24 protein-coding genes are annotated in these 24,178 nt (G+C 65.7%); 13 read left to right on the plus strand and 11 right to left on the minus strand.

Going from position 1 to position 24,178, the window contains the following annotated elements; genetic code table 11:
- The 3 genes from RFA01S_RS11280 to RFA01S_RS11290 form a co-directional block, all read left to right on the plus strand.
- Window positions 1–475: MBL fold metallo-hydrolase (locus RFA01S_RS11280; RefSeq protein WP_072692081.1), on the plus strand; the 475-nt coding region annotated here is incomplete at its 5' end.
- A gap of 145 nt (window positions 476–620) precedes the next feature.
- The gene (locus RFA01S_RS11285; protein WP_371129016.1) at window positions 621–1,295 is read left to right on the plus strand and encodes a DUF5642 family protein; all 675 of its coding nucleotides are present in this window, start codon (window positions 621–623) and stop codon (window positions 1,293–1,295) included.
- Window positions 1,296–1,464: 169 nt separating this feature from the next.
- Window positions 1,465–2,580, plus strand: coding sequence for a DUF4192 domain-containing protein (locus tag RFA01S_RS11290; protein ID WP_032382126.1), 1,116 nt, complete (start codon window positions 1,465–1,467; stop codon window positions 2,578–2,580).
- A 12-nt stretch (window positions 2,581–2,592) separates the two neighbouring features.
- Here RFA01S_RS11290 and galE read toward each other — a convergent pair whose 3' ends face one another.
- Together galE and RFA01S_RS11300 are read right to left on the minus strand one after the other, a co-directional pair.
- Window positions 2,593–3,573 (minus strand): UDP-glucose 4-epimerase GalE, encoded by a 981-nt coding sequence (galE, locus tag RFA01S_RS11295; RefSeq protein ID WP_032387297.1) that lies wholly within the window; start codon window positions 3,571–3,573, stop codon window positions 2,593–2,595.
- Window positions 3,574–3,619: 46 nt separating this feature from the next.
- Window positions 3,620–4,306 (minus strand): iron-dependent transcriptional repressor DtxR, encoded by a 687-nt coding sequence (locus RFA01S_RS11300; RefSeq protein ID WP_027496875.1) that lies wholly within the window; start codon window positions 4,304–4,306, stop codon window positions 3,620–3,622.
- A 185-nt stretch (window positions 4,307–4,491) separates the two neighbouring features.
- On the opposite strand from RFA01S_RS11300, the gene RFA01S_RS11305 reads away from it, so the two are divergent.
- Window positions 4,492–5,760, plus strand: coding sequence for an acetoin utilization protein AcuC (locus RFA01S_RS11305; RefSeq protein ID WP_052054723.1), 1,269 nt, complete (start codon window positions 4,492–4,494; stop codon window positions 5,758–5,760).
- Between the two features lie 64 nt (window positions 5,761–5,824).
- On the plus strand, window positions 5,825–8,482 hold the full coding sequence (locus tag RFA01S_RS11310) for a bifunctional acetate--CoA ligase family protein/GNAT family N-acetyltransferase (RefSeq protein WP_027496877.1): 2,658 nt from the start codon (window positions 5,825–5,827) through the stop codon (window positions 8,480–8,482).
- Window positions 8,483–8,619: 137 nt separating this feature from the next.
- On the opposite strand, the gene RFA01S_RS11315 is transcribed toward RFA01S_RS11310, so the two are convergent.
- The 3 genes from RFA01S_RS11315 to RFA01S_RS11325 all read right to left on the minus strand — a co-directional run bounded on the left by RFA01S_RS11315 (window position 8,620) and on the right by RFA01S_RS11325 (window position 11,656).
- Window positions 8,620–9,591, minus strand: coding sequence for a sigma-70 family RNA polymerase sigma factor (locus RFA01S_RS11315; protein WP_027496878.1), 972 nt, complete (start codon window positions 9,589–9,591; stop codon window positions 8,620–8,622).
- Window positions 9,592–9,760: 169 nt separating this feature from the next.
- Window positions 9,761–11,242, minus strand: coding sequence for a DUF7782 domain-containing protein (locus tag RFA01S_RS11320; RefSeq protein ID WP_032408500.1), 1,482 nt, complete (start codon window positions 11,240–11,242; stop codon window positions 9,761–9,763).
- A gap of 45 nt (window positions 11,243–11,287) precedes the next feature.
- Window positions 11,288–11,656, minus strand: a complete 369-nt coding sequence (locus RFA01S_RS11325; protein ID WP_027496880.1) for a DUF3099 domain-containing protein — start codon at window positions 11,654–11,656, stop codon at window positions 11,288–11,290.
- A gap of 91 nt (window positions 11,657–11,747) precedes the next feature.
- On the opposite strand from RFA01S_RS11325, the gene RFA01S_RS11330 reads away from it, so the two are divergent.
- The gene (locus tag RFA01S_RS11330) at window positions 11,748–11,984 is read left to right on the plus strand and encodes a DUF3039 domain-containing protein (protein ID WP_027496881.1); all 237 of its coding nucleotides are present in this window, start codon (window positions 11,748–11,750) and stop codon (window positions 11,982–11,984) included.
- A gap of 38 nt (window positions 11,985–12,022) precedes the next feature.
- On the opposite strand, the gene RFA01S_RS11335 is transcribed toward RFA01S_RS11330, so the two are convergent.
- Window positions 12,023–13,087, minus strand: coding sequence for a YihY/virulence factor BrkB family protein (locus RFA01S_RS11335; protein ID WP_045841788.1), 1,065 nt, complete (start codon window positions 13,085–13,087; stop codon window positions 12,023–12,025).
- Window positions 13,088–13,278: 191 nt separating this feature from the next.
- On the opposite strand from RFA01S_RS11335, the gene RFA01S_RS11340 reads away from it, so the two are divergent.
- Window positions 13,279–15,018 carry a DEAD/DEAH box helicase gene (locus RFA01S_RS11340; RefSeq protein WP_027496883.1) on the plus strand — a complete coding sequence of 580 codons (1,740 nt, stop codon included), beginning with the start codon at window positions 13,279–13,281 and terminating at the stop codon, window positions 15,016–15,018.
- 149 nt (window positions 15,019–15,167) lie between these two features.
- On the opposite strand, the gene RFA01S_RS11345 is transcribed toward RFA01S_RS11340, so the two are convergent.
- Window positions 15,168–15,362 carry a DUF7455 domain-containing protein gene (locus tag RFA01S_RS11345; RefSeq protein WP_027496884.1) on the minus strand — a complete coding sequence of 65 codons (195 nt, stop codon included), beginning with the start codon at window positions 15,360–15,362 and terminating at the stop codon, window positions 15,168–15,170.
- Window positions 15,363–15,595: 233 nt separating this feature from the next.
- Between RFA01S_RS11345 and RFA01S_RS11350 the strand changes: the two genes are divergently transcribed.
- Complete coding sequence (locus RFA01S_RS11350) at window positions 15,596–16,525, plus strand: EamA family transporter (protein ID WP_052053313.1); 930 nt, start codon at window positions 15,596–15,598, stop codon at window positions 16,523–16,525.
- Between the two features lie 71 nt (window positions 16,526–16,596).
- The gene (locus RFA01S_RS11355) at window positions 16,597–16,956 is read left to right on the plus strand and encodes a DUF952 domain-containing protein (RefSeq protein ID WP_027496886.1); all 360 of its coding nucleotides are present in this window, start codon (window positions 16,597–16,599) and stop codon (window positions 16,954–16,956) included.
- Window positions 16,957–17,034: 78 nt separating this feature from the next.
- On the opposite strand, the gene RFA01S_RS11360 is transcribed toward RFA01S_RS11355, so the two are convergent.
- Together RFA01S_RS11360 and ppgK are read right to left on the minus strand one after the other, a co-directional pair.
- Window positions 17,035–18,363 carry an RNA polymerase sigma factor gene (locus tag RFA01S_RS11360; RefSeq protein ID WP_032408314.1) on the minus strand — a complete coding sequence of 443 codons (1,329 nt, stop codon included), beginning with the start codon at window positions 18,361–18,363 and terminating at the stop codon, window positions 17,035–17,037.
- 160 nt (window positions 18,364–18,523) lie between these two features.
- A complete protein-coding gene (gene ppgK, locus RFA01S_RS11365) occupies window positions 18,524–19,348 on the minus strand; it encodes a polyphosphate--glucose phosphotransferase (protein WP_048318496.1) in 825 nt (274 codons plus the stop codon).
- A gap of 198 nt (window positions 19,349–19,546) precedes the next feature.
- On the opposite strand from ppgK, the gene RFA01S_RS11370 reads away from it, so the two are divergent.
- A complete protein-coding gene (locus RFA01S_RS11370; protein ID WP_371829099.1) occupies window positions 19,547–20,446 on the plus strand; it encodes an inositol monophosphatase family protein in 900 nt (299 codons plus the stop codon).
- Window positions 20,447–20,494: 48 nt separating this feature from the next.
- Here the strand turns inward: RFA01S_RS11370 and cei are convergent, their stop codons facing one another.
- Window positions 20,495–21,175 (minus strand): envelope integrity protein Cei, encoded by a 681-nt coding sequence (cei, locus tag RFA01S_RS11375; RefSeq protein WP_027496890.1) that lies wholly within the window; start codon window positions 21,173–21,175, stop codon window positions 20,495–20,497.
- A 545-nt stretch (window positions 21,176–21,720) separates the two neighbouring features.
- Here cei and RFA01S_RS11380 point away from each other — a divergent pair.
- Window positions 21,721–22,023, plus strand: coding sequence for a DUF4193 domain-containing protein (locus RFA01S_RS11380; protein ID WP_027496891.1), 303 nt, complete (start codon window positions 21,721–21,723; stop codon window positions 22,021–22,023).
- Window positions 22,024–22,109: 86 nt separating this feature from the next.
- Here RFA01S_RS11380 and RFA01S_RS11385 read toward each other — a convergent pair whose 3' ends face one another.
- On the minus strand, window positions 22,110–22,604 hold the full coding sequence (locus tag RFA01S_RS11385; protein ID WP_032370616.1) for a DUF3093 domain-containing protein: 495 nt from the start codon (window positions 22,602–22,604) through the stop codon (window positions 22,110–22,112).
- 196 nt (window positions 22,605–22,800) lie between these two features.
- Between RFA01S_RS11385 and dut the strand changes: the two genes are divergently transcribed.
- Together dut and RFA01S_RS11395 are read left to right on the plus strand one after the other, a co-directional pair.
- A complete protein-coding gene (dut, locus tag RFA01S_RS11390) occupies window positions 22,801–23,268 on the plus strand; it encodes a dUTP diphosphatase (protein ID WP_027496893.1) in 468 nt (155 codons plus the stop codon).
- 78 nt (window positions 23,269–23,346) lie between these two features.
- Entirely contained in the window at window positions 23,347–24,174 is an 828-nt protein-coding gene (locus RFA01S_RS11395) for a DUF3710 domain-containing protein (protein WP_032370445.1), read from the plus strand.
- Window positions 24,175–24,178: the final 4 nt, after the last annotated feature.

A 24,178-nucleotide genomic window follows, 5' to 3' on the forward strand; every position in this document is an offset into this window, starting at 1 on the left:
GGTCGCCGGTCGTGCTGTGCGGGCGATCGTGTGTACGCATGGTCACAACGATCATGTGACGGTCGCGCCGCAGTTGTCGGGGGAGTTGGATGCGCCGATTCTGCTGCATCCGGCCGATGATGTGTTGTGGGAGCAGACGCATCCGGGCATCGGGCATTCGGTGCTCGAGGACGGTCAGCGGATCACCGTCGCGGGGACGGAGATCGTGGCGTTGCACACTCCCGGTCATTCGCCGGGGTCGAGTTGTCTGTATCTGCCCGAGGCCGGTCAGTTGTTCTCGGGGGACACGTTGTTCTCCGGTGGGCCAGGGGCGACGGGGCGGTCGTATTCGGATTTCCCGACGATCATCGGCTCGATCCGGGATCGGTTGTTCGCGTTGCCCGCCGAGACCCGGGTCAACACCGGGCACGGAGACGGAACGAGTATCGGGGACGAGTCCCCGCACCTCGAAGAATGGATCGCCCGCGGGAACTGACACCGACGACACTGCCGTAGCTCGCCTGCCGCGTTCGAGGTAGGTGGAATGAGACAGTGGTGGGGACGCCGAAGCGCTCGCTGCGGCGTCCCCACGAACTCGAAGAGGACTTCACGTGAGCCGCGCCGCACAGACCCGCCTGACCATCGCTGCCACGTCGGCGGCGATCGGAGCATTCGTGCTGGTGGGGTGCAGCTCCACCGTCACCGGAACAGCCGAGCCCACTGCCGGTGGCACCACCGCATCGCAGCCCGGCACGGACCTGAACACACTGCTCATCGACCCGGCGAGCTTCCCGGCCCCGTACGACGCGTTGGTTTTGCCCCAGCAGGCCATCTCGCAGGCCGCTCCCGATCTCAGCGGAATACCGGCCGGTGCCGAGGTCAGCCCGGCGGGGTGCAAACCAGCGGACCAGGACTTCGGCCCGACCGGTACGGCGATGATCGTCGGCACCGACAACGACAGTCGATCCACGATCTCCATCGAACTGACCGCTGTCGACCAGCCGCTCTCGGCGCGCAAAGAGCAGCTCGAACAGTGCGGCGAAGTGACCGCAACCAAGTCCGGTGCCACCTCCACGGTCACGTCCACGCTGACACCCGCACCGCCGATAGACGCTGACGACACACTCGCCGTCCGACAGACCGTCTCGTCGGGCACCGGCGGGGATGCCGTCACCCAGTCGATGTTGACCCTGATGGCGCAGGTCGACGGCGTGCGGATCTCGGCGACATTCATGTCCTTCGGGTCCGCCACACCCGATGCAATGACGTTGGACGAGCTGTTCACGGCCGCGGTGCAGAAGGTGAACCAGAGCTGACGTTCTCCCGCCGCGGTGGCGGCCTCTCTAGCAGAGCCGACCGACACGGTCCGCTCGGCGGAGGCGGGTGGACGCCGTTTCATCCACAGAGAGTCCGGCATGCACAGGGTGCTGCTCGGCCCCTGGTCGAGCCGGGAAGACACCACGGAGCCTCGTAAGACTTCGAGGCATGTACACACCGACGAACTCCCACGACCCCTTCTCCGGTCGACACCGCGTACGGATCGGTGACGCGAGCGAACTGTTGGCCGCGATCCCGGCGATGCTCGGCTTCGATCCCCATCGATCGATGGTGCTGATCGCGCTCGAGGACGGCGGCACCAGCATCGGCCCGACGATGCGGCACGACCTCGTGCTGGCCGGCGAACACACCGATCGACGTGCGGGTAGCGACACTCGCGCCACGCCGGACATGCTCGACGTCATCGACTACCTGGCGGGCTACTGCGCATTCGAGAACATCGTCTCGGTGATCGCTGTGTTCGTCGACGACAGACTCGGCCGCAACGAGCGAACGCACTACACACTCGACGTTCAGGATCTGGTGAACGAGCTCGAGGTCACCCTCCCGACGTTCGGTGTGCGGCTCGAAGCCGCCTTCGCAACCTCGGCCATTGCCGATGCCGCGCACTGGTGGTCGCTACAGGGCCCACGGCAGCACGGTCGTATCGCCGATCCGACGGCATCGCCGCTGACGGTGGCCAGAGTGCTGGGCGGCTATCCGGTGCGAGGATCGAGAGACGAGCTCGCCGAATTCATCGCACCCGGCCCGGTCGAGACGGTGCAGGCAGTCGCCGCCGAGATGGCAAGGTTTCGGCGCAGCGATGCACTGTCGCTGACCGACCACCTGACAGCGGTGTTGTCCTACCTCGCGCGGTCTCCCTACGACTCCGAGCTCGAGACCACCGACTTCGCGCGGGTCGCCGTCGCGATCGGGCATGTGCAGGTCCGGGACGCGGTTCTGGCACTGACTCTCGGTGAGGATGCAGATGTCGTCGAGGAATTCTGGGCGCACCTCGTCCGTGTGGTTCCGAACCGCGAAAGAGCAATAGCAGCAACACTTCTCGCGTTCAGTGCCTACGTGCGAGGAGACGGACCGATGGCCCGAATCGCGATCGATGCGGCCCTGAAGGCAGACAGCTCCCACAGTTTGGCGTCGCTGTTGGACCGGTCGCTCGGTGTCGGTGCCAGTCCTGCCCTGGTTCGCGAAGTCGCCGAGAGTGGGTTCGCCTGTGCGCGAGCCTGTGGCATTCGGCTACCGGGCGACCCGTTCGGTCGGCGCTGATCTGGAGTCTGCTCAGCGAGCCGCGTGAGAACGGTCGCCGAGCTGCTGCAGAAAGTCCCACGCATCGGACACGATGCGATCGAGATCGGTCAACTCCGGCGTCCAGTGCAGTTCCTCGACGGCACGGGCGCTCGATGCAATCAGCACGGCCGGATCACCGAGTCTGCGAGGCGCATGTTCGACGGCAATGGGCAGTCCGGTGACGCGCTTGCACGACGAGATGACCTCGTCGACGGAGAATCCCGTTCCGCTACCGAGGTTGTAGATGGAGTGCCGACCGGGCTGGGCGGCATCGACGGCGAGGATGTGCGCTTCGGCGAGATCGGCGACGTGGATGTAATCGCGGACGGCTGTGCCGTCGGGAGTGGGCCAGTCCGTGCCGAACACCGAGATCTTCTCTCGCTGACCGAGGGCGACCTGTAATACGAGGGGGATGAGATGGGTCTCGACGACGCGGTTCTCACCGAAACCCTTGTATGCGCCGGCCACGTTGAAGTACCTCAGACTGGTAGCGGCGAGACCGTAGGCCGCTGCATACGAGGTGATGGCGTGGTCGATCGCGAGTTTGGTCGCACCGTACGGGTTGGTGGGACGGGTGGGGTCGTCCTCGGTGATGGGAGTCTTCTCGGGCTCACCGTAGGTGGCCGCGGTGGAGGAGAACACCAACTTGGGGGTGCCGGAGGACCGGATCGCGTCCAGAAGAGCCAGGGACGTCACTACGTTCCCACTCCAGTACTTGTCCGGCGACACAACCGACTCGCCCACCAACGACTGCGCTGCGAAATGCAGAACTGCATCGAAGTCGCCGCCCGTCAATACTTCCGCCGCGACGTCTTTGATGTCACCCTCGACGAAAGTGGCCCCGGCGGGAACGGCATCCCGATTACCGGTGGACAGGTTGTCCACGACGACGACCTCATGGCCGCGTTCGTCGAGTACCGCCGCGCACACACTGCCGACGTACCCTGCACCACCGGTAACGAGAAGCTTCACTGTTCGATCTCCCTCACACGCGGCAGAGGCCGTCCGTGGGAAGAGATCAGACCTTCTTCACCTGAACGGCATGCGCCATTTCGTCGGATATGTCGACACCACTGTGTCCTGGCACCGTGATCGTCACCGACCCGGGCTTGGCTTCGACTGTAACCCGGGCATCGGGAACCACGCCCGCCTCGCGTAGCTGAGCGATGACCTCGGGGTCGGACTGAACGTGCTCGGCCAAGCGGCGGACGACGACCGCCGTAGGCTCGCCGAGCGGTACGTCGGTGAGACGAATGAGAGCCTCCGGTGCCAGTGTCGTCTGACCCAGACCCAGCTCCGCCAGACCAGGGATCGGATTACCGTAGGGCGAGGTCGTCGGGTTGTTCAGCACGGTGACCAACCGGCGCTCGACCTCCTCGCTCATCACGTGTTCCCAACGGCACGCCTCGGCGTGCACATCTTCCCAGCGCAGTCCGATGATGTCGACGAGCAGACGCTCCGCGAGACGGTGCTTGCGCATGACCGCGACGGCCAAGCTGCGGCCCTTCTCGGTCAGCTCCAGATGCCGGTCGCCGGCGACGGACAGAAGACCGTCGCGCTCCATTCGGGCGACGGTCTGACTGACGGTGGGACCACTCTGCTCCAGCCGCTCGGCGATCCGCGCGCGGAGCGGGATGACGCCTTCTTCTTCCAAATCGTAGATCGTCCGGAGGTACATCTCCGTGGTGTCGACCAGATCCTTCACACTCAACCCCTTCGTCGGGTTCGATCCTACCGTCAGCGGCTCTGAATCGGCGCTGCACCCGATGGCGGCGGGCGCGGCGCATCACAACCCCGGAAGCCGCTCGCCGTGGCGCGTCACAACCGGGTACCGAAGACAACACCGGAACCCGGCAACACCATCCCGCGCGGCAACGTAGTTTTGTCCGTATGTCTGATCAGGCGACACGCGCCGCCGTATCCATTCCGAACCGTCCCGAGGACATCGTCGTGTGGAGCGCGGACTATCTCGGTTACCGGTGGAGCGACGACCATCCGATGAACCCGACGCGGCTCGATCTGACGATGGCCCTCGCCACCGATCTCGGTGTGTTGGCGGGCGTGGAGCTCGTCGAACCGTCGGCGGCACCGGACTCGGAGCTGCTGCGCTTTCATACCAGCGCGTACATCGAGGCCGTCAAGCGCGCGCCGTCGCAGGGTCCGGCCCTGCGAGACCCCGACGACGTCGTCCACGGTCTCGGTTCCGACGACAACCCGGTGTTCGAGCACATGCACGAAGCCAGCGCGATGCTGACCGGCGGCTCCTTGGCGGCCGCGCGGGAGATCGCGTCGGGGCGGGCCAGGAGAGCCGTGAGTATCGGCGGTGGAATGCACCACGCGATGGCCGATTGGGCCTCGGGCTTCTGCGTCTACAACGACGCCGCCATCGCGATTTCGTGGTTGCTGGACAACGGGTTCGATCGCATCGCCTACATCGACGTCGACGCACACCACGGCGACGGCGTCCAAGCAGCGTTTCTCGGTGATCCTCGGGTTCTGACGGTTTCGCTGCACCAGCACCCGGCAACACTGTGGCCGAACACCGGATGGTCGACGGAGGTAGGAACCGAACGCGGCGAGGGTTCCTCGATCAACGTCCCGCTGCTGCCCGGTACCGCGGATCGGCTCTGGCTCCGTGCATTTCATGCGATCGTTCCGGGCGCGATCGGAGCGTTCCGGCCGCAGATCATCGTCAGTCAATGCGGCGTCGACAGTCACCGCGAGGATCCGCTTGCAGATCTCGCGCTCACCGTCGACGGGCAGAATGCGGCCTTCCTGGCGATGCGCGACCTTGCGGACCGATACTCGGAGGGTCGGTGGTTGGCCGTCGGGGGAGGCGGGTACGGCCTCGTTCGGGTGGTTCCACGGGCCTGGACTCATCTGATCGCCGCTGCCCTCGGCCGCGACATCGATCCGATGGCACCCCTACCCGACACCTGGCGCGAGCGAGTGAGAACCATGGCACCGAGCGTGGATCTGCCCCAGACCATGGGCGACGGTGGGGATGTCGACTATCCCGCCTGGGACGGTCCCGGCGGATCGTTGGCCGGAACGGACGGCACCGACCGGGCACTCGAACGCGTCGACTCGGCCATCATCGCCACTCGTCGAGCAGTGTTTCCGCTGCTCGGACTCGATCCGGAGGACCCGCGTGACTGATTCCACCGGTACCGACCCGGCCGCCGAACAGGCCGCCGCGACAGACGAGAAGAGCAGCAAGGAACTGGCGCGAGAGCGCGCGGAAACAGAGTTTCCGCGGCACTGGGTCGCCGACGTTCTCACGTCGGACGGCGGCGTCGTGCACCTGCGGCCCATCGTGCCCTCGGACTCCGAGGCCATCGTGGCTTTTCACGGACGACTGTCGGAGCGCACCAGATACCTTCGGTACTTCGGCCCCTATCCGACGATGCCGCAGCGGGACGTTCTGAACTTCACCACTGTCGACCATCACGACCGCGTGGCCTTCGTTGCAGTACTGGGCGACGACATCATCGCGGTCGGCCGTTACGAGCGGCTACCCGAGGGCGACGGCAACTCGGCCGAGGTTGCATTCGTCGTCGCCGACGCCCACCAGGGCCGCGGACTCGGACCCATCCTGCTCGAGCACCTTGCGGGAGCGGCCGCCGAGAACGGCGTCAACATGTTCGTCGCCGAGGTACTTGCCGAAAACCGCAACATGGTCACCGTGTTCCGGGAGGCCGGATATCAGGTCAGCCGTTCCTTCGAGGGCGGCGTCCTACGGCTGGAATTCGCGATCGATCCGAGCGAGGCATTGCTGTCGGTGCGGAACTCTCGCGAGCGCGCAGCCGAGGCCCGTAGCGTTCGCAACGTACTCAGCCCTCGATCGGTCGCCGTGATCGGCGCATCGACCGACAGCTCCAAGGTGGGCAACGCGGTGCTGGCGAACCTGCTCGCCGGTAACTTCACGGGCCCGGTGTACCCCGTCAACGCCGACCACCGCTCGGTGCGCGGTGTGCGCGCGTACGCCACGGTGCACGACATCCCGGACCCGGTCGACCTTGCTATCGCGGCGGTTCCGGCCGATGCCATCGACGCGGTGCTCGACGACTGCCTGGACAAAGGTGTCAAAGCGCTGCTCGTGGTGTCGGGTGGATTCGGCGAGACCGGGCCTGCGGGGCAGGAGAGCGAGCGCAGGCTGGTGCTCGCCGCCCGTGCCCACGGGATGCGATTGATCGGGCCCAACGCGCTCGGCGTCGCGAACACCGACCCTGAGTTCGGGTTGAACGCCACATTGGCGCCGCATCTGCCGACCCCGGGCAACGTCGGCTTCTTCTGCCAGTCCGGCGCGCTCGGCATCGCAATTCTCGACGAGGCAGCCAATCGCCGACTGGGTCTGTCGACGTTCGTCTCTGCCGGCAACCGAGCGGACGTCTCGGGCAACGACCTGTTGCAGTACTGGGACTCCGACCCGGCGACCGAGGTGATCCTGCTGTACCTGGAGAGCTTCGGAAATCCCCGCAAATTCACCCGAATCGCTCGACGGGTCGCGCGCAGCAAGCCGATCATCGCGGTCAAGAGCGGCCGCGGAGCCGTACCACCCGCACACGCCATCGGTGCCGACATCGACGATTCCATCGTCCGAGCGTTGTTCGCCCAAGCCGGAGTGATCCAGGTCGACACCATCTCTGAACTGTTCGACTGTGCAGTACTGTTCGGCAACCAACCCTTGCCGGCCGGCCCACGCGTGGCCGTCGTGGGCAACTCCACGGCCCTGGGAGTCCTGGCCGTCGACGCCGCTCGCGCCAAAGGCTTGCATGCCGATATCCCGACCGACGTCGGACCGCAGGCCGGTCCCGAGGATTTTGCCGCGGCCGTCTCGTCGGCACTGGCCGCCTCCGACATCGATGCAGTGATCGTCGTGTTCGTGCCCCCGGTCGCGGTCGAGGTAGAACCGTTCGCGACTGCGCTGGGCAATGCGGTCCGGGGATCCGACAAGCCGGTGCTGTCGACATTCCTTGCCACCGAAGGTATCCCGGATGTGCTGGCTGTACGCGGGCCCGGCGGGCACCCGGTTCGGGGCTCGGTTCCGTCGTACTCGAGCCCCGAACGAGCCGTGGCGGCACTCGCTGCCGCGTGGCGGTATTCGTCGTGGCGCTCACGGCCGGTGTCGAATCTGGTTCGGCCCAAGAGCATCGACGGCGATCGCGCCAAGCAGCTGGTCCGGGATTGGCGTTCGGCAGGTGGCCAAGGGCGCTGGCTGTCGGATTTCGAGACTGCCGAGCTGTTGGCCTGTTACGGCCTCGATGTCGTGGCGTTCCGCGCCGTCACCGACGAGAACGAGGCCGTCGCGGCGGCCGACGAACTGGGGTACCCGGTTGCCGTGAAGGCGACAGGGAAGCGGTGGCGGCACCGGCCCGATCTGGGCGGTGTTCGCTTGGACGTCGCCGACGCCTCGGCAGTCCGTGTGGCATACCGCAACCTGGCGGCCGAGTCCGGAGAGCCGCTACTGCACGTCCAGCGCATGGCAGTCAAGGGAATCGGCTGCGTGGTGCGGGTTCAGGACGACCCGTCGTTCGGATCGCTCATCTCGTTCGGTCTGGCCGGAGTGATCTCGGATCTGTTGGGCGACCGTGCCTACCGTGTGCTGCCGTTGACCGAGGACGAAGCGGCACAGTTGATCGACGCGCCGAAGGCTGCCCCGCTGCTGTCGGGCTACCGAAACGCCGTGCCGGTCAACAAGAGTGCGCTGATCGACCTCGTCCAGCGCATATCTGCGCTGGCCGAGGACATTCCCGACATCCGTGAGATTTCTTGCGAACCGGTGCTGGCATCCGCCGACGGCGCATACATCACCGATGCGCGAGTACGAATCGGGCCCGAACCGACGAAGGCAGACCTGGGTCCTCGACGATTGCGTTGACGAGGACTGCGTCGCCGAAAACGAGAGAAGCGGCGACCGAGCCGACGTCCCGAGGGGAAAGAACGTCGGTTCGGCCACCGCGTCGGATGGCGCGAACGGGAGTGGTCACCGTCGCTCCACCGGTCGGAGAACCGGAATCAGCTGGCGTACGAACGCAACTTCTCGGCGCGGTCACCCTGGCGAAGCTTGACCATCACCTCGCGCTCGATCTGACGTACGCGCTCGCGAGACAGTCCGAAGAGCTTGCCGATCTGATCGAGGGTGCGCGGCTGGCCGTCGTCCAAGCCGTAGCGCAGACGAATGACCTGCTGCTCACGTTCGTCGAGGGTACCGAGCACGACGCGAACATCGCTGTGCAGCAGCCCGGCGATGACGGCGTTCTCGGCGGACGTGGCTTCCGAGTCCTCGATGAAGTCACCCAGCGGCGCTTCCTCGTCGCTACCCACCGGCATGTCGAGGCTGACCGGATCCCGGCTGTGGTCGAGCAGATCCGCAATCTTCTCGACTGCGATGCCCGATTCACTCGACAACTCTTCGTCGGTTGCCTCGCGTCCGAGCTGCTGATGCAGCTCCCGCTTGATCCGGGCGAGTTTGTTGACCTGCTCGACGAGGTGGACAGGGAGCCGAATCGTTCGGCTCTGATCTGCCATGCCGCGAGTGATGGCCTGACGGATCCACCACGTTGCGTAGGTCGAGAACTTGAAGCCCTTCGCGTAGTCGAACTTTTCCATGGCGCGAATCAGGCCCAGGTTGCCCTCCTGGATCAGGTCGAGCAACGGCATTCCGCGACCTGTGTAGCGCTTGGCGAGCGAGACGACCAACCGGAGGTTTGCTTCGAGCAGATGGCTGCGCGCCGCGCTTCCGTCCCGCACGATGATGGCCAGGTTGCGCTTCTTGACTGCGCTCAACCGTTTCGTGTTCTCGAGAACCTGCTTGGCGTACAGACCTGCCTCGATCCTCTTGGCCAGGTCGACCTCTTCTTCAGCCGTCAGCAACGCGGTGCGGCCGATGCCGTTGAGGTACACGCGAACGAGATCGGCTGCTGGGCTCTGGGCGTCCAGATCGGCATCGGTGGGCCGCGGACGAATCGTGGTGCTGGGGCTGGTCATGACTTGCCTCCTGGTCGGTGGTGTCTCACAGGTTCAACGCTCGGGACACTCCGATAAGTTCCCACGCCGATCCTTGTGATACCCGCCTGACCAGGGAATACGGCGGGTCCGTCCTGAGAAGTTGCTGAGAACGTTCGCAGCGGGAACGGCAGCGCAGCCCCAGGCCCGTTCAGCGAGCCGGCAACACGAGTCCGTGCCGCACCAGACCCTGCATCAGCGTCACCGCATGCCCCGCCAGTTCGTCGGCATCCTCACCGTGCGCGGCGGCGAGCAGCTCGACCAGTTCGCCCACCGCGAGCCCATCCGGACGCAGGCCCGCCAGAAGCGCGGCACCGAGCTCGTCGACGTCGTGCTGCCACTGTGGTCCGTTTCCCCGGTGGACACGGATCGCCACCGGAGCCCAGCCCTCGTCGCCGGGAAGAAACACCCGTTCGAGCGCGGTGTTGGGGTCGAGAGTCAGTACCGAGTCGAGAATGTCGTTGTCACGGAGCCACTCGAGCCGAGAGAAATACTCGAGCGACTCGTTCCCGAGCGGGTCGGAGAACCCGTGCGTCAACTCCTCGGCGAGCAGATCCGTCGGAGAGTCCGTCTTGCGTAGATAGACGAACCCGAAACCGACGCCCTCGACACCCGCGGCGGCGAAATGATCGAGCCAGGACTGGGCCACCGCGGCCGCATCGGGGTCGCGCGGGTCCAGACCGCCGTCGCGCATCCAGGTGCCCACATACAGAGCGGGGTCTGCCACGTCACGCTCGACCACCCACGCGTCGACGCCGTGGGCGGGAAGCCAGGACGCCACTCTCGTACGCCAGTCCTCGCCCTCGAGGTGCACCCACGACGCGAGGATGGCAGCAGTCCCACCGAGGGTGAGGTGCCCGGGTGCCTGGGCGATCATCAACGCGCTCGCGCCGTCGAGGTCGAGGCCGGAATCTCGGTACGAGTGCAGTACTTCGGCGCGTCCCACGACGAACGGGGGATTGGCGACGATCCTATCGAACGTACGTCCGGCCACCGGCTCGAACCACGAACCGTGCAGCAATTCGACGTCGAGACCGTTGAGGGCCGTCGTCGCTGCCGCCAGATCCATCGAACGCGGGCTGATGTCGGTCGCGGTCACCGTCGTTGCGTAGTCGCACGCGTGGACGGCTTGGACGCCGCATCCGGTCCCGACGTCGAGGACGGTGTCCACTGGCGAGGTCGGTGTACCGCGCAACAACGACAGCGACGCCTGGCCGACGCCGAGCACATGATCGGTGGCCGTGTCGGCGACGCGCATGCTGCCGTCGGGATCGGAGACGATCCACCGGGTTCCGTGCCCGGCGTCGAGGGGCCGGATGTCGAGCAGGGTGCGCACCGTGGATCCGGTACGAGTGAGAATGCCGGCCGAGATGGCTTCGGGGACGGTCAGCGGTGCGAGAGCGGCCGCGACCTCGTCCTCGGGGCAGTCGTCGACCAGCAGGAACAATCGCACCAGGACACCCAGATCTCCGCCGCCGAGGCTCGCATTGCGGACCGGTACCGGTTCGCTGCGTCCCAGTGCGGCGTGGGCGTCGGAGCCCAGCAACCTCAGGACGCCGTCGGCGTCGTAACCCGCGCGATCGAAGGCTTCACGGAGGGCAGCGGCGGCAGCGACCAGTGGGGAGAGAGAAATCTGTGCGTTCACCGAGCAAGTGTCGCACCGCCTGTCGGCTTCCTGTCAGTCCTCGCCGGCTTCGATCACGCGGTGATTGCTCGATTCGATGGCCGGACTGTCGATGGTCCGGTAGTCGTACCGGCTCATTTCGTCCTTGGTACGCGGCGGCCGATCGTTCGCGATCAACACCGCCATCCATGGGAGCGGAATGGACAGACCGACGATCGCCATGGATATCCATGGGTTCATCCACATTCCGTATGCCAGTGCAGCGAGCACCAAGGCCGGTATGCGGAAGGACATGATGAACATGTACTTGCGGACACGCGCTTTGTGCTGCTCTTCCACCGACTGTTGCGCCTCGGTGATCAGGACGGGCCCATCCGGCGAGTCGCTGTACGCGCTTCCGTCGAACCCTGGGGTTCTCGTCATACCTCCACTGTGGCACTACCGCTCACAGATTGCATACGACGAGCTGTGCGACCGGTTCGAACACAGTGTGGCGACGGATTAATCTGTGTTCATGAGCACTCAGACGAAGGACCGTCCCGACATCGCTCCGGACGAAACCACCGACGATGACCGGCCGAAATTCTTCCATTACGTCAAGAAGAACAAGATCGCCGAGAGCGCCGTCATGGGTACCCATGTGGTAGCGCTGTGCGGCGAGGTGTTTCCGGTCACCAAGTCTGCAAAACCGGGCTCACCGGTGTGCCCGGACTGCAAGAAGGTCTACGAGGGCCTCAAGAAGGGCGAGTGACGGCTCACGTTCGAGGGTGACTCCGCCGGACCCGACCGTCACTGAGACGGTTCGGGCCGGTCGGATCGCTGCCGATCGCCGACCACTTTGATCGGGCCTGTGGCCAGACGCCGCGCTACCGCGGTCACCGGTCCCGACGGCTTGTCGTCCGCCGCTGCCTGCGCTGCGAGCCACTCACGCATTTGATCCATTCGGGTTGCTCTGGCCGGCCAGAACTCCTGGATCGTCGCGTTGAACTCGGCTCCGAGGACCACGGCGAAGCCGAGAAAGAACGTGAAGAGCAGAAACGCGATCGGAGTTGCCAGCGCACCGTAGGTGTAGCCGGTGCTGGTGACCCAGGTCAGGTACCGGCGGAGTACGGCGCTGGCAATCATGAAGAACACCCCGGCCAGCAGTGCTCCGCCGAGCAGACGATGCCAGGGCAGTGACGTGTGCAACGCCAGCTTGTACAACGTGGTCAGTCCGATGATCAGCAGCAAGCCGACGGCCGGGTAGTACAGGAAGTCGACGAGTTCGCTGCCGACGGTCAGCCACGAATCGGGCAATATCTGCTGGACGTACACCGGTCCGAGTGCGACGAGCGGAAGCACGAACACCGCGATGATCAGGAAGCCGACGTACAGGAGCAGCGCGAAGAACCGCTGCCAGACGGGATTTCGAGCGTCGGCCTGCCCGTGTGCTTCGACGATGGAGTCCACGAACGTCGAGATCGCCGACGAGCCCGCCCACAGCGAGAGCAGAAAGCCGACCGAGACGATTTCACCGCTGCCCTGTGCGAGGACGTCTCGGACGGTCGGCGCGATGATCTGATCGACGACACTGCTGCTGAAGAGCGTGTTGCTGAAGGTGATGATCTTCGACTCGATGATGTCGACGGTGTTGGGGCCGAACCATCCTCCGACGAAACCGAGACTGCCCAGCACCCCGAGCAGAAGGGGAGGTAGCGACAGCGTCTGCCAGAAGGCGGCGGTCGCGGCCTTGCTGAAGATCGAATCGTCCCAGGCCTTGCCGAGCGTGCGCAGAGTCACTTTCCACACCGCACGTAGCGGGTTTCTCGCCGACAATCGCGGCGGTGTGGGAGTTGGGCCTGCAGACTCGCTCATGGTGCCTCCAGCATTCCTGACCGATGCCGACTTCGCCTAACGACCGACGCGCCGTGTCGCGTCCGACATCACCCCAGCGATGCGGGATCCGTCGGTACGGAGCGATAGGCTCCTCGGCGGACACTGCAGGGCTACCGAGAGCGCGAGGAATTTACATCGATGCCAGGAACCGGCGGCCAGTGAGCGCTGACATGTTCGATCCCACACCACCATCCACCGATCAGACGGCTGCGCCCGTCGCCGGCGGGGCACCGCTACGTGCCTGGCAGCGACGCGCGCTGACGAAGTATCTCGTCGCCTCGCCCAAGGATTTCCTGGCGGTGGCGACCCCGGGTGCAGGTAAGACCACGTTCGCCCTGCGCGTCGCCGCCGAACTGCTCGCGCACCGCACCGTCGATCAGGTGACGGTGGTGGCACCCACCGAGCACCTCAAGCATCAGTGGGCCGAGTCGGCGGCGCGGGTGGGCATCGCGTTGGACTCGCGCTTCTCCAACTCGACCGGGCAGACCTCGAGTGACTACCACGGTGTGGTGGTGACCTACGCGCAGATCGCCTCGCATCCGTTCAAGCACCGAGTGCGCACGGAGGCCCGCAAGACTCTGGTGATCCTCGACGAGATCCACCACGGTGGTGACGCGAAGAGCTGGGGCGAGGGCATCCGCGAAGCGTTCGGCGACGCCACCCGACGCCTTGCGTTGACGGGTACTCCGTTCCGCAGCGACGACAGTCCCATTCCGTTCGTCAATTACGAACCGGATCAGGACGGCCTGATGCGGTCGAAGGCCGATCACGCGTACGGCTACTCCGACGCCCTCGCCGACGGAGTCGTTCGCCCGGTCGTCTTCCTCGCGTATTCCGGGGAGGCACGGTGGCGGGACAGCGCAGGCGAGGAGTACACCGCTCGGTTGGGCGAGCCGCTGAATGCGGAGCAGACCGCACGGGCGTGGCGTACCGCCCTCGACCCGCAGGGCGACTGGATGCCCGCGGTGCTGTTGGCTGCGAACACACGATTGGCACAGTTGCGGTCGGGCGGTATGCCCGACGCAGGTGGTCTCGTGATCGCAACCGACCAGACGGTGGCGCGGGCCTACGCCAAGCTGATCGAGGTGATCACGGGGGAGACGCCGACCCTCGTCCTCTCCGACGACCCCACATCCTCGGCTCGTATCGCCGAGTTCGGCAAGAGTGATCAGCGGTGGATGGTTGCCGTTCGCATGGTGTCCGAGGGTGTCGACGTTCCGCGTCTCGCCGTCGGCGTCTACGCCACCAGTGCATCAACTCCGCTGTACTTCGCGCAGGCAATCGGCCGTTTCGTGCGATCACGCCGCAAGGGCGAGACGGCGAGCGTCTTCCTGCCGTCGGTACCGGTCCTCCTCGACCTCGCCTCACAGCTCGAGGCTCAGCGCGACCATATTCTCGGCAAGCCCCACCGCGAGAAGGACGGCTTCGACGACGAGCTGCTGGCCGACGCCAACAAGCAGAAGGACGAGCTGGGCGAGGAAGAGAAGGCGTACACCTCCCTCGGCGCGGATGCCGAGCTCGATCAGGTGATCTACGACGGGTCCTCGTTCGGGACCGCGACGTTCTCGGGCAGCGACGAAGAAGCCGACTATCTCGGGCTCCCCGGCCTGCTCGACGCGACGCAGATGCGCGACCTGCTTCGCCAGCGTCAGCAGGAGCAGATCGACAAACCCGCTGCGGGCCCGGCGGTCCCCGCGCCTGCCGTCGTCAACGACAGGGCCACCAGTGCCGGCCAGTTGGCCGGCCTGAGGCGGGAATTGAACAGTTTGGTTGCGGTGTACCACCACCGGACGGGGAAGCCGCACGGCGTCATTCACGGCGATCTGCGTCGAATCTGCGGTGGCCCGCCGACGGCGATGGCATCGGCGGAGCAGCTGGGTGAGCGAATCGCACAGTTGCGCAAGATGTAGCACCCGACGGACGAGTGCTGCCGGCGGACTGTGCCGGTGACACGACAACGACGGACGGTCCAGAGACCGTCCGTCGTTGTGATCGCGCGTTGATGCAGTTGTATCGGTACAGCTGTGGCGAACTGGCGTCCCCCGACGAGTCGGTGGGGTTACACCGTGGAGTCCGATTCGGTCATCACCGTTGCGTTCACTTCACGCAAGCGGGCTTCGTGCTCGGTGGCGTGGTGACCGCAGAAGAGAAGCTCTCCACCGGTCGAGAGCACGACACGCGCGCGAGCCCCTGCACCGCACCGGTCGCACCGGTCCGCTGCTGTCAATTGTGGGCTGGTCAATGTTCCGGGCATGACTCCTCCGTACTGGCTTGCGGGTATGTCCCGTTCGCCTGGGGCCGGTCCGCCGCGTCGGTATGGCGCGGTTCGTTCACTCTGTCAGACGTATGGCGGTCACGCGTTGTTCCCGAGCGCGTTTCTTTGTGTTGTCACTAACACGAAACATGTCCTACGAGCAGGAACGCCGTGGATCCTGTTCGCTGACAGCTGATACGGAATGGGACGGGTGGCGGCAGTAGGGTCCCGGTGTGGCTTCGACTTCTTCTTCACTGTCCGGCGCTTCGAGGCTGGGTATCCCGTCGCTGTTCGTGATCGGTGCCGTATGCATGTACGTCGGTGCGGCCATCGGAGTGTTCCTGTTCGACACGGTGAACCCGGCTGCGGTGGCGTGGCTGCGGGGCTTCGGTGCCGCTGTCGTCCTGATCGCCTGGCGCAGGCCGTGGCGTCGACGCGGCGGTGCCGGATCCGCATGGACGGTACGACGCGCGGTGACCGCTGCCGCGTTCGGAGCGGCCACCATCGGCATGAACGTGATGTTCTACGAGGCCATCGCTCGGCTGCCCCTGGGTGCGGCGGTCGCCATCGAGTTTCTGGGCCCGATCGTCGTCGCCGCAGCAGGATCTCGGAAGCTCACCGATGCACTCGCGGTCGTTCTGGTGGTCGCCGGCGTTGCTGCCATCGCGTCGGCTCAGTTCGAGGGCGGCGAGGTGGGATTGATCGGAATCGCGTTCGCGCTCGGTTCGGCGGCTCTGTGGGCGGCGTACATCGTGCTGGGCAAGTCCGTGGCCGACGCCGGGCAGGGGCTCGACGACATGGCCGCCGGTTTCGGAATCGCATCGGTGGTTCTCGCCGTGCCGCTGTTCGCACCGTTCGCATTCGCGCACACCGACGTTCTGAGCGACTGGCGCATCTGGGTTCTGGGCCTGGGCGTCGGATTGCTGTCGAGCGTCGTTCCGTACGTTCTCGACCAGTACGTCCTGGTCCGAGTGGGTCGGGCTCGCTTCGCGTTGCTGTTGGCGTTGCTGCCCGCGACCGCGACTGTCGTCGGTGCCGTGGTGCTGACCCAGGTGCCGACGCTGCTCGAGTCCCTGGGAATCCTTGCCGTCATCGCCGCAGTGGTGCTCGGCGGCCTGCCGGGCCGAACGCGCGGTGGGGCACCCACGCTGCCCCCGCCCTGACTTCCAGGACACGGCTCGGGGACGCGCGGGGTAGGGGACACGAGGCCCCGAGAACCCGGCACAATGGCGGTGTGACCGAACGAACCGACGTCCTCGTACATCTGTGCACCACGGAGGAGTGGTCGAGAATCCGGGGCGGTACCGAGTACACGCCGGAGTCGTTCGCCGAACTGGGTTTCGTTCACCTCTCCACGCCCGAGCAGGTGCATCTGCCCGCGAACCGGCTCTTCCCAGGACGCACCGATCTGGTGCTGCTGGCGCTGGACCCAGCGCGGTTGAGTGCGCCGGTGCAGTGGGAGCCGGGTGTGCCGTCCGACCCGCAGTCGATGCTGTTTCCGCACCTGTACGGACCGCTACCGCTCGTGGCCGTCACTGCCGCCGTCGAGTACCGACCGGGGCCAGCCGGGGATTTCGGGACGCCCGTGCTCTGACCGAAAGCCTGGCAGTCGCCAGCAACGAGAAGCGACCGCCGATCCGAAGATCGACGGTCGCTTGTCGTTCGAAGATTGTCAGTCCAGGTAGTCGCGCAGAACCTGGGACCGCGACGGGTGCCGCAGCTTCGACATCGTCTTGGACTCGATCTGACGAATTCGCTCGCGGGTGACTCCGTACACCTGCCCGATCTCGTCGAGGGTGCGGGGCTGTCCATCGGTGAGGCCGAAGCGCAGGCGGACCACGCCTGCTTCTCGCTCGGAGAGCGTCTCGAGCACCGACTGAAGCTGATCCTGCAGAAGCGTGAACGACACCGCGTCGACCGCGACGACAGCTTCGGAGTCCTCGATGAAGTCCCCGAGCTGGCTGTCACCCTCGTCACCGATGGTCTGGTCGAGGGAAATCGGCTCGCGAGCGTACTGCTGGATCTCCAGCACCTTCTCGGGCGTGATGTCCATCTCCTTGGCGAGTTCTTCGGGAGTGGGCTCGCGGCCCAGATCCTGCAGGAGCTCACGCTGGATGCGTCCGAGCTTGTTGATGACCTCGACCATGTGCACCGGGATACGAATGGTGCGGGCCTGGTCTGCCATGGCACGAGTGATGGCCTGGCGGATCCACCAGGTGGCATACGTCGAGAACTTGTAGCCCTTGGTGTAGTCGAACTTCTCGACTGCGCGAATCAGACCCAGGTTGCCCTCCTGGATGAGATCCAGGAACGCCATGCCGCGGCCCGTGTAGCGCTTGGCCAGCGATACGACGAGGCGGAGGTTTGCCTCGAGCAGGTGGTTCTTGGCGCGGTTGCCGTCACGGCAGATCCAGGTCATGTCACGCCGCTGGGCGACGGGGAGCTTCTCGCCCTTCTCCGCGGACTCGCGCATCTTCTCGACGGCGAACAGTCCTGCCTCGATCCGCTTGGCGAGCTCGACCTCTTCCTCGGCGTTGAGAAGGGCGACCTTGCCGATCTGCTTGAGGTACGCGCGGACCGAGTCCGCCGATGCGGTGAGCTCGGCGTCCTTGCGGGCCTGACGCAGCGCTTCGGATTCCTCTTCGTCCCAGACGAAGTCTCCCGACGCCTTGTCCTCGGCGGTCGGCTCGCTCGTTGCGTCTTCTTCGGTGTCGTCGCCTGCGGCGACGACCTCGACGACGTCGTTCGCTGCGGCGGCGAGATCACCTTCGGAGATGTCGATGTCTTCGATTCCCGGGGTGCTCTCGTCGACGTCATCGCCGGTGGCGGGAGCTGCTGTCTTCTTCGCTGCGGCCTTCTTGGCCGGTGCCTTCTTGGCGGCGGCGCGTTTGGCCGGTGCCTTCTTAGCCGGTGCCTTCGCGGCGGGTGCCTTGACAGCAGGTTCAGGTGTCGTAGTTCCAGGTTCGGAATCTACGGTCTGACGGATATCGGTGGCTGCCACGTACGCCCTTTCGTGACGAAGTCGTGCGGCGTCACGCCAGAGTTGTTTCCGGCGGAGAGGTCTTCGGATTCGGCCGGCTGCGTACCGGCACACACCATTGTAACGACCTCTCAGGAGTTTGTTACCTACCCTCGTCCTTCGCAGGTGGCGACACCGCGTGTCAGTGCGGAGATCCAGCCGATGTACCGGTCTCGGCAGACGCGACGGCACTGTCCGCAGCGAGGGCCGCTCCGACGATGCCCGCCGTGTTCAGCAGGGTCGCGGGGACCACCGGAGTTCGGTTGGTCAGGTGGGGAATCCACTTCTCGCTCTTGCGACTGATTCCGCCACCGGCAATGAACAGGTCGGGCCACAGCAGCGCCTCGAACGTCGCGAGCACGGTGGAGACCTCTTTTGCCCATTCCTTGTAGGACAGCCCCTTGTTCTCCTTCACCGAGGACGCCGCGCGATGCTCGGCTTCCTTGCCACCGATCTCCATGTGTCCGAACTCGGTGTTCGGCAGCAGAACCCCGTTGTGCAGAACGGCGGAACCGATCCCGGTGCCGAACGTGAGCAGAACGACGACCCCGTCCTTGCCCTTGCCGCCGCCGTACTTGTCCTCGGCGACCCCGGCGGCATCCGCGTCGTTGAGGACGGTGATGTTCTCGTTTCCGATGGCCTTCGCGAACAGTGCGCGCGCATCGGTGTCGATCCAGCTCTTGTCGATGTTGGCGGCCGAACGAGCCACACCGTTGGTGACCACCGCGGGCAGAGTGACGCCGATCGGTCCGGTCCACTCGAAATGAGCGACGATCTCGGCCACGGTCCGCGCGACGGCGTCGGGGGTCGAGGGCTGAGGCGTCTCGATCTTGTAGCGATCGCCCACGAGCTCACCGGTGTTCAGGTCGACGATGCCGCCCTTGATGCCGCTGCCACCGACGTCGACGCCGAACCCGTGACGCTCGGCCGTCGCCGCGGTGCTGTTGTCCGAACCTGGCTGTGTCATGTCGATGCCGCTCCTGGCCTGATCGAATTCGTGTGTGCCGTCGCTTCGGAACAATAGTGCCGTCCGTTCGTCGGCGTGACGCCGACGCTGTAGCGGACGGCCCGCCGAGTGCCGCGGTGGTGCCGCGCCGGCGAAGTGTGTTGCGATGTACGCGTGCCGAAACATGACGGAACGCAGACCCACACCGCCACTGAGCAATTGCCGCAGACGCCGGCAACCGTAGAACGGTCGGATACCGAACCGACGACACGTGATGTGGAGGCACTGCGCGGGGTCGCCGTTCGGGTTGCCACGGAGGCAGCCGAACACGTGCGAACGCGTCGTCCGCAGGTGTTCGGTGGCAGTCCCGCTGCGGAGGCAGGTGCCGTGCAGTCCAAGAGCACACCGACCGATCCGGTCACCGTCGTGGACACCGAAACCGAACGTGTTCTTCGCGAATTGTTGGCGCGGCTGCGTCCCACCGATTCCGTCCTCGGTGAGGAGGAAGGTGGCGGAGACGAATCCGTCGACGGAGTTCGGTGGGTGCTGGATCCGATCGACGGAACCGTCAATTTCATGTACGGCATTCCCGCGTACGCGGTCTCTGTCGCCGCGCAGATCGACGGAGAGAGCGTGGCAGGGGCCGTCGTCGACGTGGCCCGCGATGTGGTCTATTCGGCCGCGCAGGGGCATGGGGCGACGGCTCGGTACGCAGACGGTCGTATCGAACGGCTGCAGTGTTCGGGTGTGACCGAATTGTCGATGACGTTGTTGGCCACCGGATTCGGGTACGGATCACGACGCCGCGCGGCGCAGGGCGCGATCATCGCCGAACTGCTGCCGAAGGTGCGAGATATTCGCCGAATCGGTTCTGCAGCATTGGATCTGTGCATGGTCGCGTCCGGTGCCGTCGACGCACACTTCGAGCACGGGCTCAGCCCGTGGGACTGGGCGGCGGGGTCGCTGATCGCTGCCGAGGCCGGAGCCCTCGTCGATGTGCCCGCAGCGACGTCGACGAGTGCGGACGGAGTCGTCACCGTGGCGATGGCCCCGGGAATCGCCGAACCCCTGACTGCCGCCCTACGACTCGTCGGCGCACTCGATCCGATTCCGAGCTGACGGACTGGTCCGTCTCAGCAGTGCAACCGTCTCAGCAGCGCGATCGACTCAGCAACGAGACTGGCGCGCGGCGGCGAGCAGATCGGGGTCGAGGGGCTGCGGCGCGGCACCGGGGGCTGCGCCCGCCAGCGTGCGTAGCACTTCCTCTGCGTCGTCGTTCGGCTGAATCTCGCTGAAGTAGGTGCCGAGTGCCAGATCCACCGAGTCGTCGGTTCTCGAGTCCTCGATGAGTTCTGCACACGGTGCGAGGAGCCATACCGCGCTCGCGGCACCGATACCCGCGGATCCGAATCGGATCTGGCCTTGGCACTGCATGTTCTGGTCGACGTAGACGGGATCGTTGCCCACCTGCACGTCCGGAGCACTCGCGAAGCCGTAGTCACTGAGCTGAGCCGCCACGTGTGCAGCTTGGCCGCGTTCGCCGTTGGCGTTGAACACTCGTACCTTCGATGCCGACAGGGCGGCAGGCTCGACGTCGAGAAGTGTCGTCGGGTCGACTTCCTCGCCGAGGGCAACCGGCTGCGTTCCGTCGGTGGCAGCGGTCGTGGTCGGGGTGTTGCATTCGGCAGTGGCCGATGTCGTCTCGGTGGTGGTGAACACCTTGACCCACACGACCACGGCGAGCAGAGCGAGTACTGCGAACACGGCGATGATCGGAAGTGCGCGGCGTCGACGGAACGGACGGCCGCGGTCGTCGACCGGCTGGCCTTCGGTGATCAGAGAAACCACAGTGATTCTTCGCCTTTCCGTCGGCAGTCGCCGAGACCGGTACAAGGAGTCGGTTCACACCGACGCGTGCCTACTGTAGATGCCCGCGGTCCTCGGCGACGGCACACTCGGCCGTGAGCTCGCTGAAAGCAGTGCGCGCGACCCGTTTGCACCGCGAAAACCAGCAGCAGAACTGCTTCTGCGGACTGCGGAATGAAGCCGGTGATCTCGGTGTTGATGCGGCGTGCACGGAGGCAATGAAGTGATCGGCGATTCGGTTTCGGCTTTGGGGTCGGCGTCGGCTATTGTCTGGCGGCCGCAGTGCTTAAGAAACAGAAAGCTGCCGATGAATCGTCGATCAGGTGAGCGAAATCTCGATCGAGTTTCAACCGGCGGAATTCGGGAACTACCCGGTGTAGTTTCCGGCACCGCGTGATGAACCTGTTCGATCGAGAATCAAATCGGTGGGAGCGAGCAAGCGCCCTCTTCACAGCCGACGGCCACAAGCCGACCACACCGGCAGCTTCCACCACACACACGCACGAAGATGAGGGGTTACGAGAACAATGGCAACCGATTACGACGCTCCGAGAAGAACAGAATCCGACGACGTCTCGGAGGACTCTCTCGAAGAACTGAAGGCTCGCCGCAACGAGGCGCAGTCCGCAGTCGTCGATGTGGACGAGTCAGACACCGCCGAGTCCTTCGAGCTCCCGGGTGCCGACCTGTCCGGCGAAGAGCTTTCGGTCCGGGTGGTTCCCAAGCAGGCGGACGAATTCACCTGTTCGAGCTGCTTCCTGGTGCACCACCGCAGTCGACTGGCCAGCGATGCCAACGGTGTCCTCATGTGCCGGGACTGCGCTGCCTGATCGACGGCAGACCCTGATCGAGGGCAGCCGATGCCCGGCCGAGCGGCCGGGCAGTGAGGTTTCGCAGCGAGAGTCCGACGGCTGGGTCAGCGGGCTTCCACGCCGTGGGCACTGAGCACGGCGAGTAGATCCTCCGGCCGCTTGGTGCTGATCAACCAGTAGGGCGTCGGGTCGTCCGGGTCGTCCAGTACGACGATCACCATCTGTTTCACCCAGGTGCGGTGCTGTACGAAGGCAAGCGGGTCCAGCTGCCTTCCCAGCGCCGCACTTTTTGCTGTCGCGGGCACCACGGCTGCCTTGGACGCGACATCGAGAGGCAGATGCGCTTTGCCGACCCGTAGTTCGAGGCCAGCGGACGACGACCCGGTCGAGTCAGAGCTCGGATCGGTGGCCACCACCTGCACACGTAACCTGCTGAACGCCACCAGAGCCCAGGCGACCAGGGGCAGGAGCAACACGTAGGGCAGCCAGGCGCGAACACCGGGGGCACCCATGTGTACCTCCGCTGCGAGTAGTACCGCCAGCGCTGCGCCGGCCACCCACCACCAGAGGGGTACCCACAGTCGTTCGGCGTAGAGCACCGACTCCGAGCCGGGGGAACCGGCACGCGAGGTGGGGTCGTCGGACTCGGGGTTCGCCCGATCGGCCTGTCGATCTGCAGTCACCCCACCCAGGGTAGTCGCCGCGCCGACGGCGAAGCAGATCAGCGTAGTCTCGTTCGACGTGAGTGACGAAGTCATCGAGTCCCGCAACACGCTTTCCGGCGACCAGCTCGAGGTGCCCCCGGACCGCCCCGGGGAGGTTCGACTTCGCCGGTTGGACCCAGATCTACCGGTTCCCACGCGTGCGCACGAGGGTGACGCGGGTGTGGATCTGCGGATCACCGCGCCAGTGACGATCGCTCCGGGCGAACGGGTTCTCGTGGGCACGGGGATTGCGGTGGCCCTGCCCCTCGGGATGGTGGGGCTGATCCACCCGCGCTCGGGCCTGGCGGCCAAATCGGGACTGTCGGTCGTCAACACCCCTGGCACCATCGACGCTGGATACCGCGGGGAGATCAAGGTCTGCTTGATCAACCACGATCTCCGGACGCCCATCGTGCTCGATCGCGGCGATCGAATCGCTCAGTTGGTGGTGCAGCGCGTCGAATTGGTCGAGTTCGTCGAAGTGGATCGACTCGACGACACCGTTCGAGGGGACGGCGGTCACGGTTCGACCGGCGGACATGCGAGTCTGGTGCAGTGACGTCCTACGTAGTGCGTCTGTCGCGACGGTCGTCGGTGTACAGCGAACTGAATGCAACCGAGAAGAAGAGAGCTGAACATGTTCGGACGGCGTAAGAAGAACGACGCCGGCAGTGCCTCCGCGTCCAGCGCGGAGCCATTCGTCGACGGCCGCGACGACGACAACGACGATGCGACCGCGGACACCACCGTCGAGGGGCCCCACGATCTCGGTGATCTGGACGAGGATCGCGAGAGCGTCGCGGCGAACCGGCTGGATCTCGGCTCGGTGTTGATCCCTCTCCCCGAGGGCGGGCAACTGCAGGTCGAGATGTCTCAGGCGGGCAGCCCGCAGGCAGTACACATCGTCACCCAGTTCGGGCGCATCACCATCGCCGCCTACGCTGCCCCGAAGTCTCCGGGGCAGTGGCGCGAGGTGGCAGCCGATCTGGCGACATCGCTCCGCAACGACAAGGCCGAGACGACCGTGGAGACCGGGCCGTGGGGCCGCGAGTTGGTCGGTGTCACCGCCAACGCCGATCTGCGCTTCATCGGTGTCGACGGGTATCGCTGGATGGTTCGATGCGTCCTCGCCGGGCCGTCGGGCGCGGTGGCGGAGGGGCAGCCCCTGGTCCAGCTCGCGCACTCGATTCTGCGACAGACCGTCGTCGACCGCGGCACCGATCCACACCCGGTGCGTACTCCGTTGCCGGTGGTTCTGCCGCAGGTGTTGGCCGAGCAACTGGCGGCTGCTGCGCAGCAGCAAGCAGCGCAGCAGGCCGCGCCGGCGCAGCCTGCTGCCCCTGATGCGAACACCGATGCGGCGCAGCAGCAGTCGATTCCGCAACCGGACGCCGAACAACCCGGTGCCGAGCGCGCTCCGCGCCGCGGGGCGTCCGGATCGGCGATTCAGCAACTGGGGGGCTGATCGG

Source organism: Rhodococcoides fascians NBRC 12155 = LMG 3623 (genome assembly GCF_001894785.1).
Taxonomy (GTDB): Bacteria; Actinomycetota; Actinomycetes; order Mycobacteriales; family Mycobacteriaceae; genus Rhodococcoides; species Rhodococcoides fascians.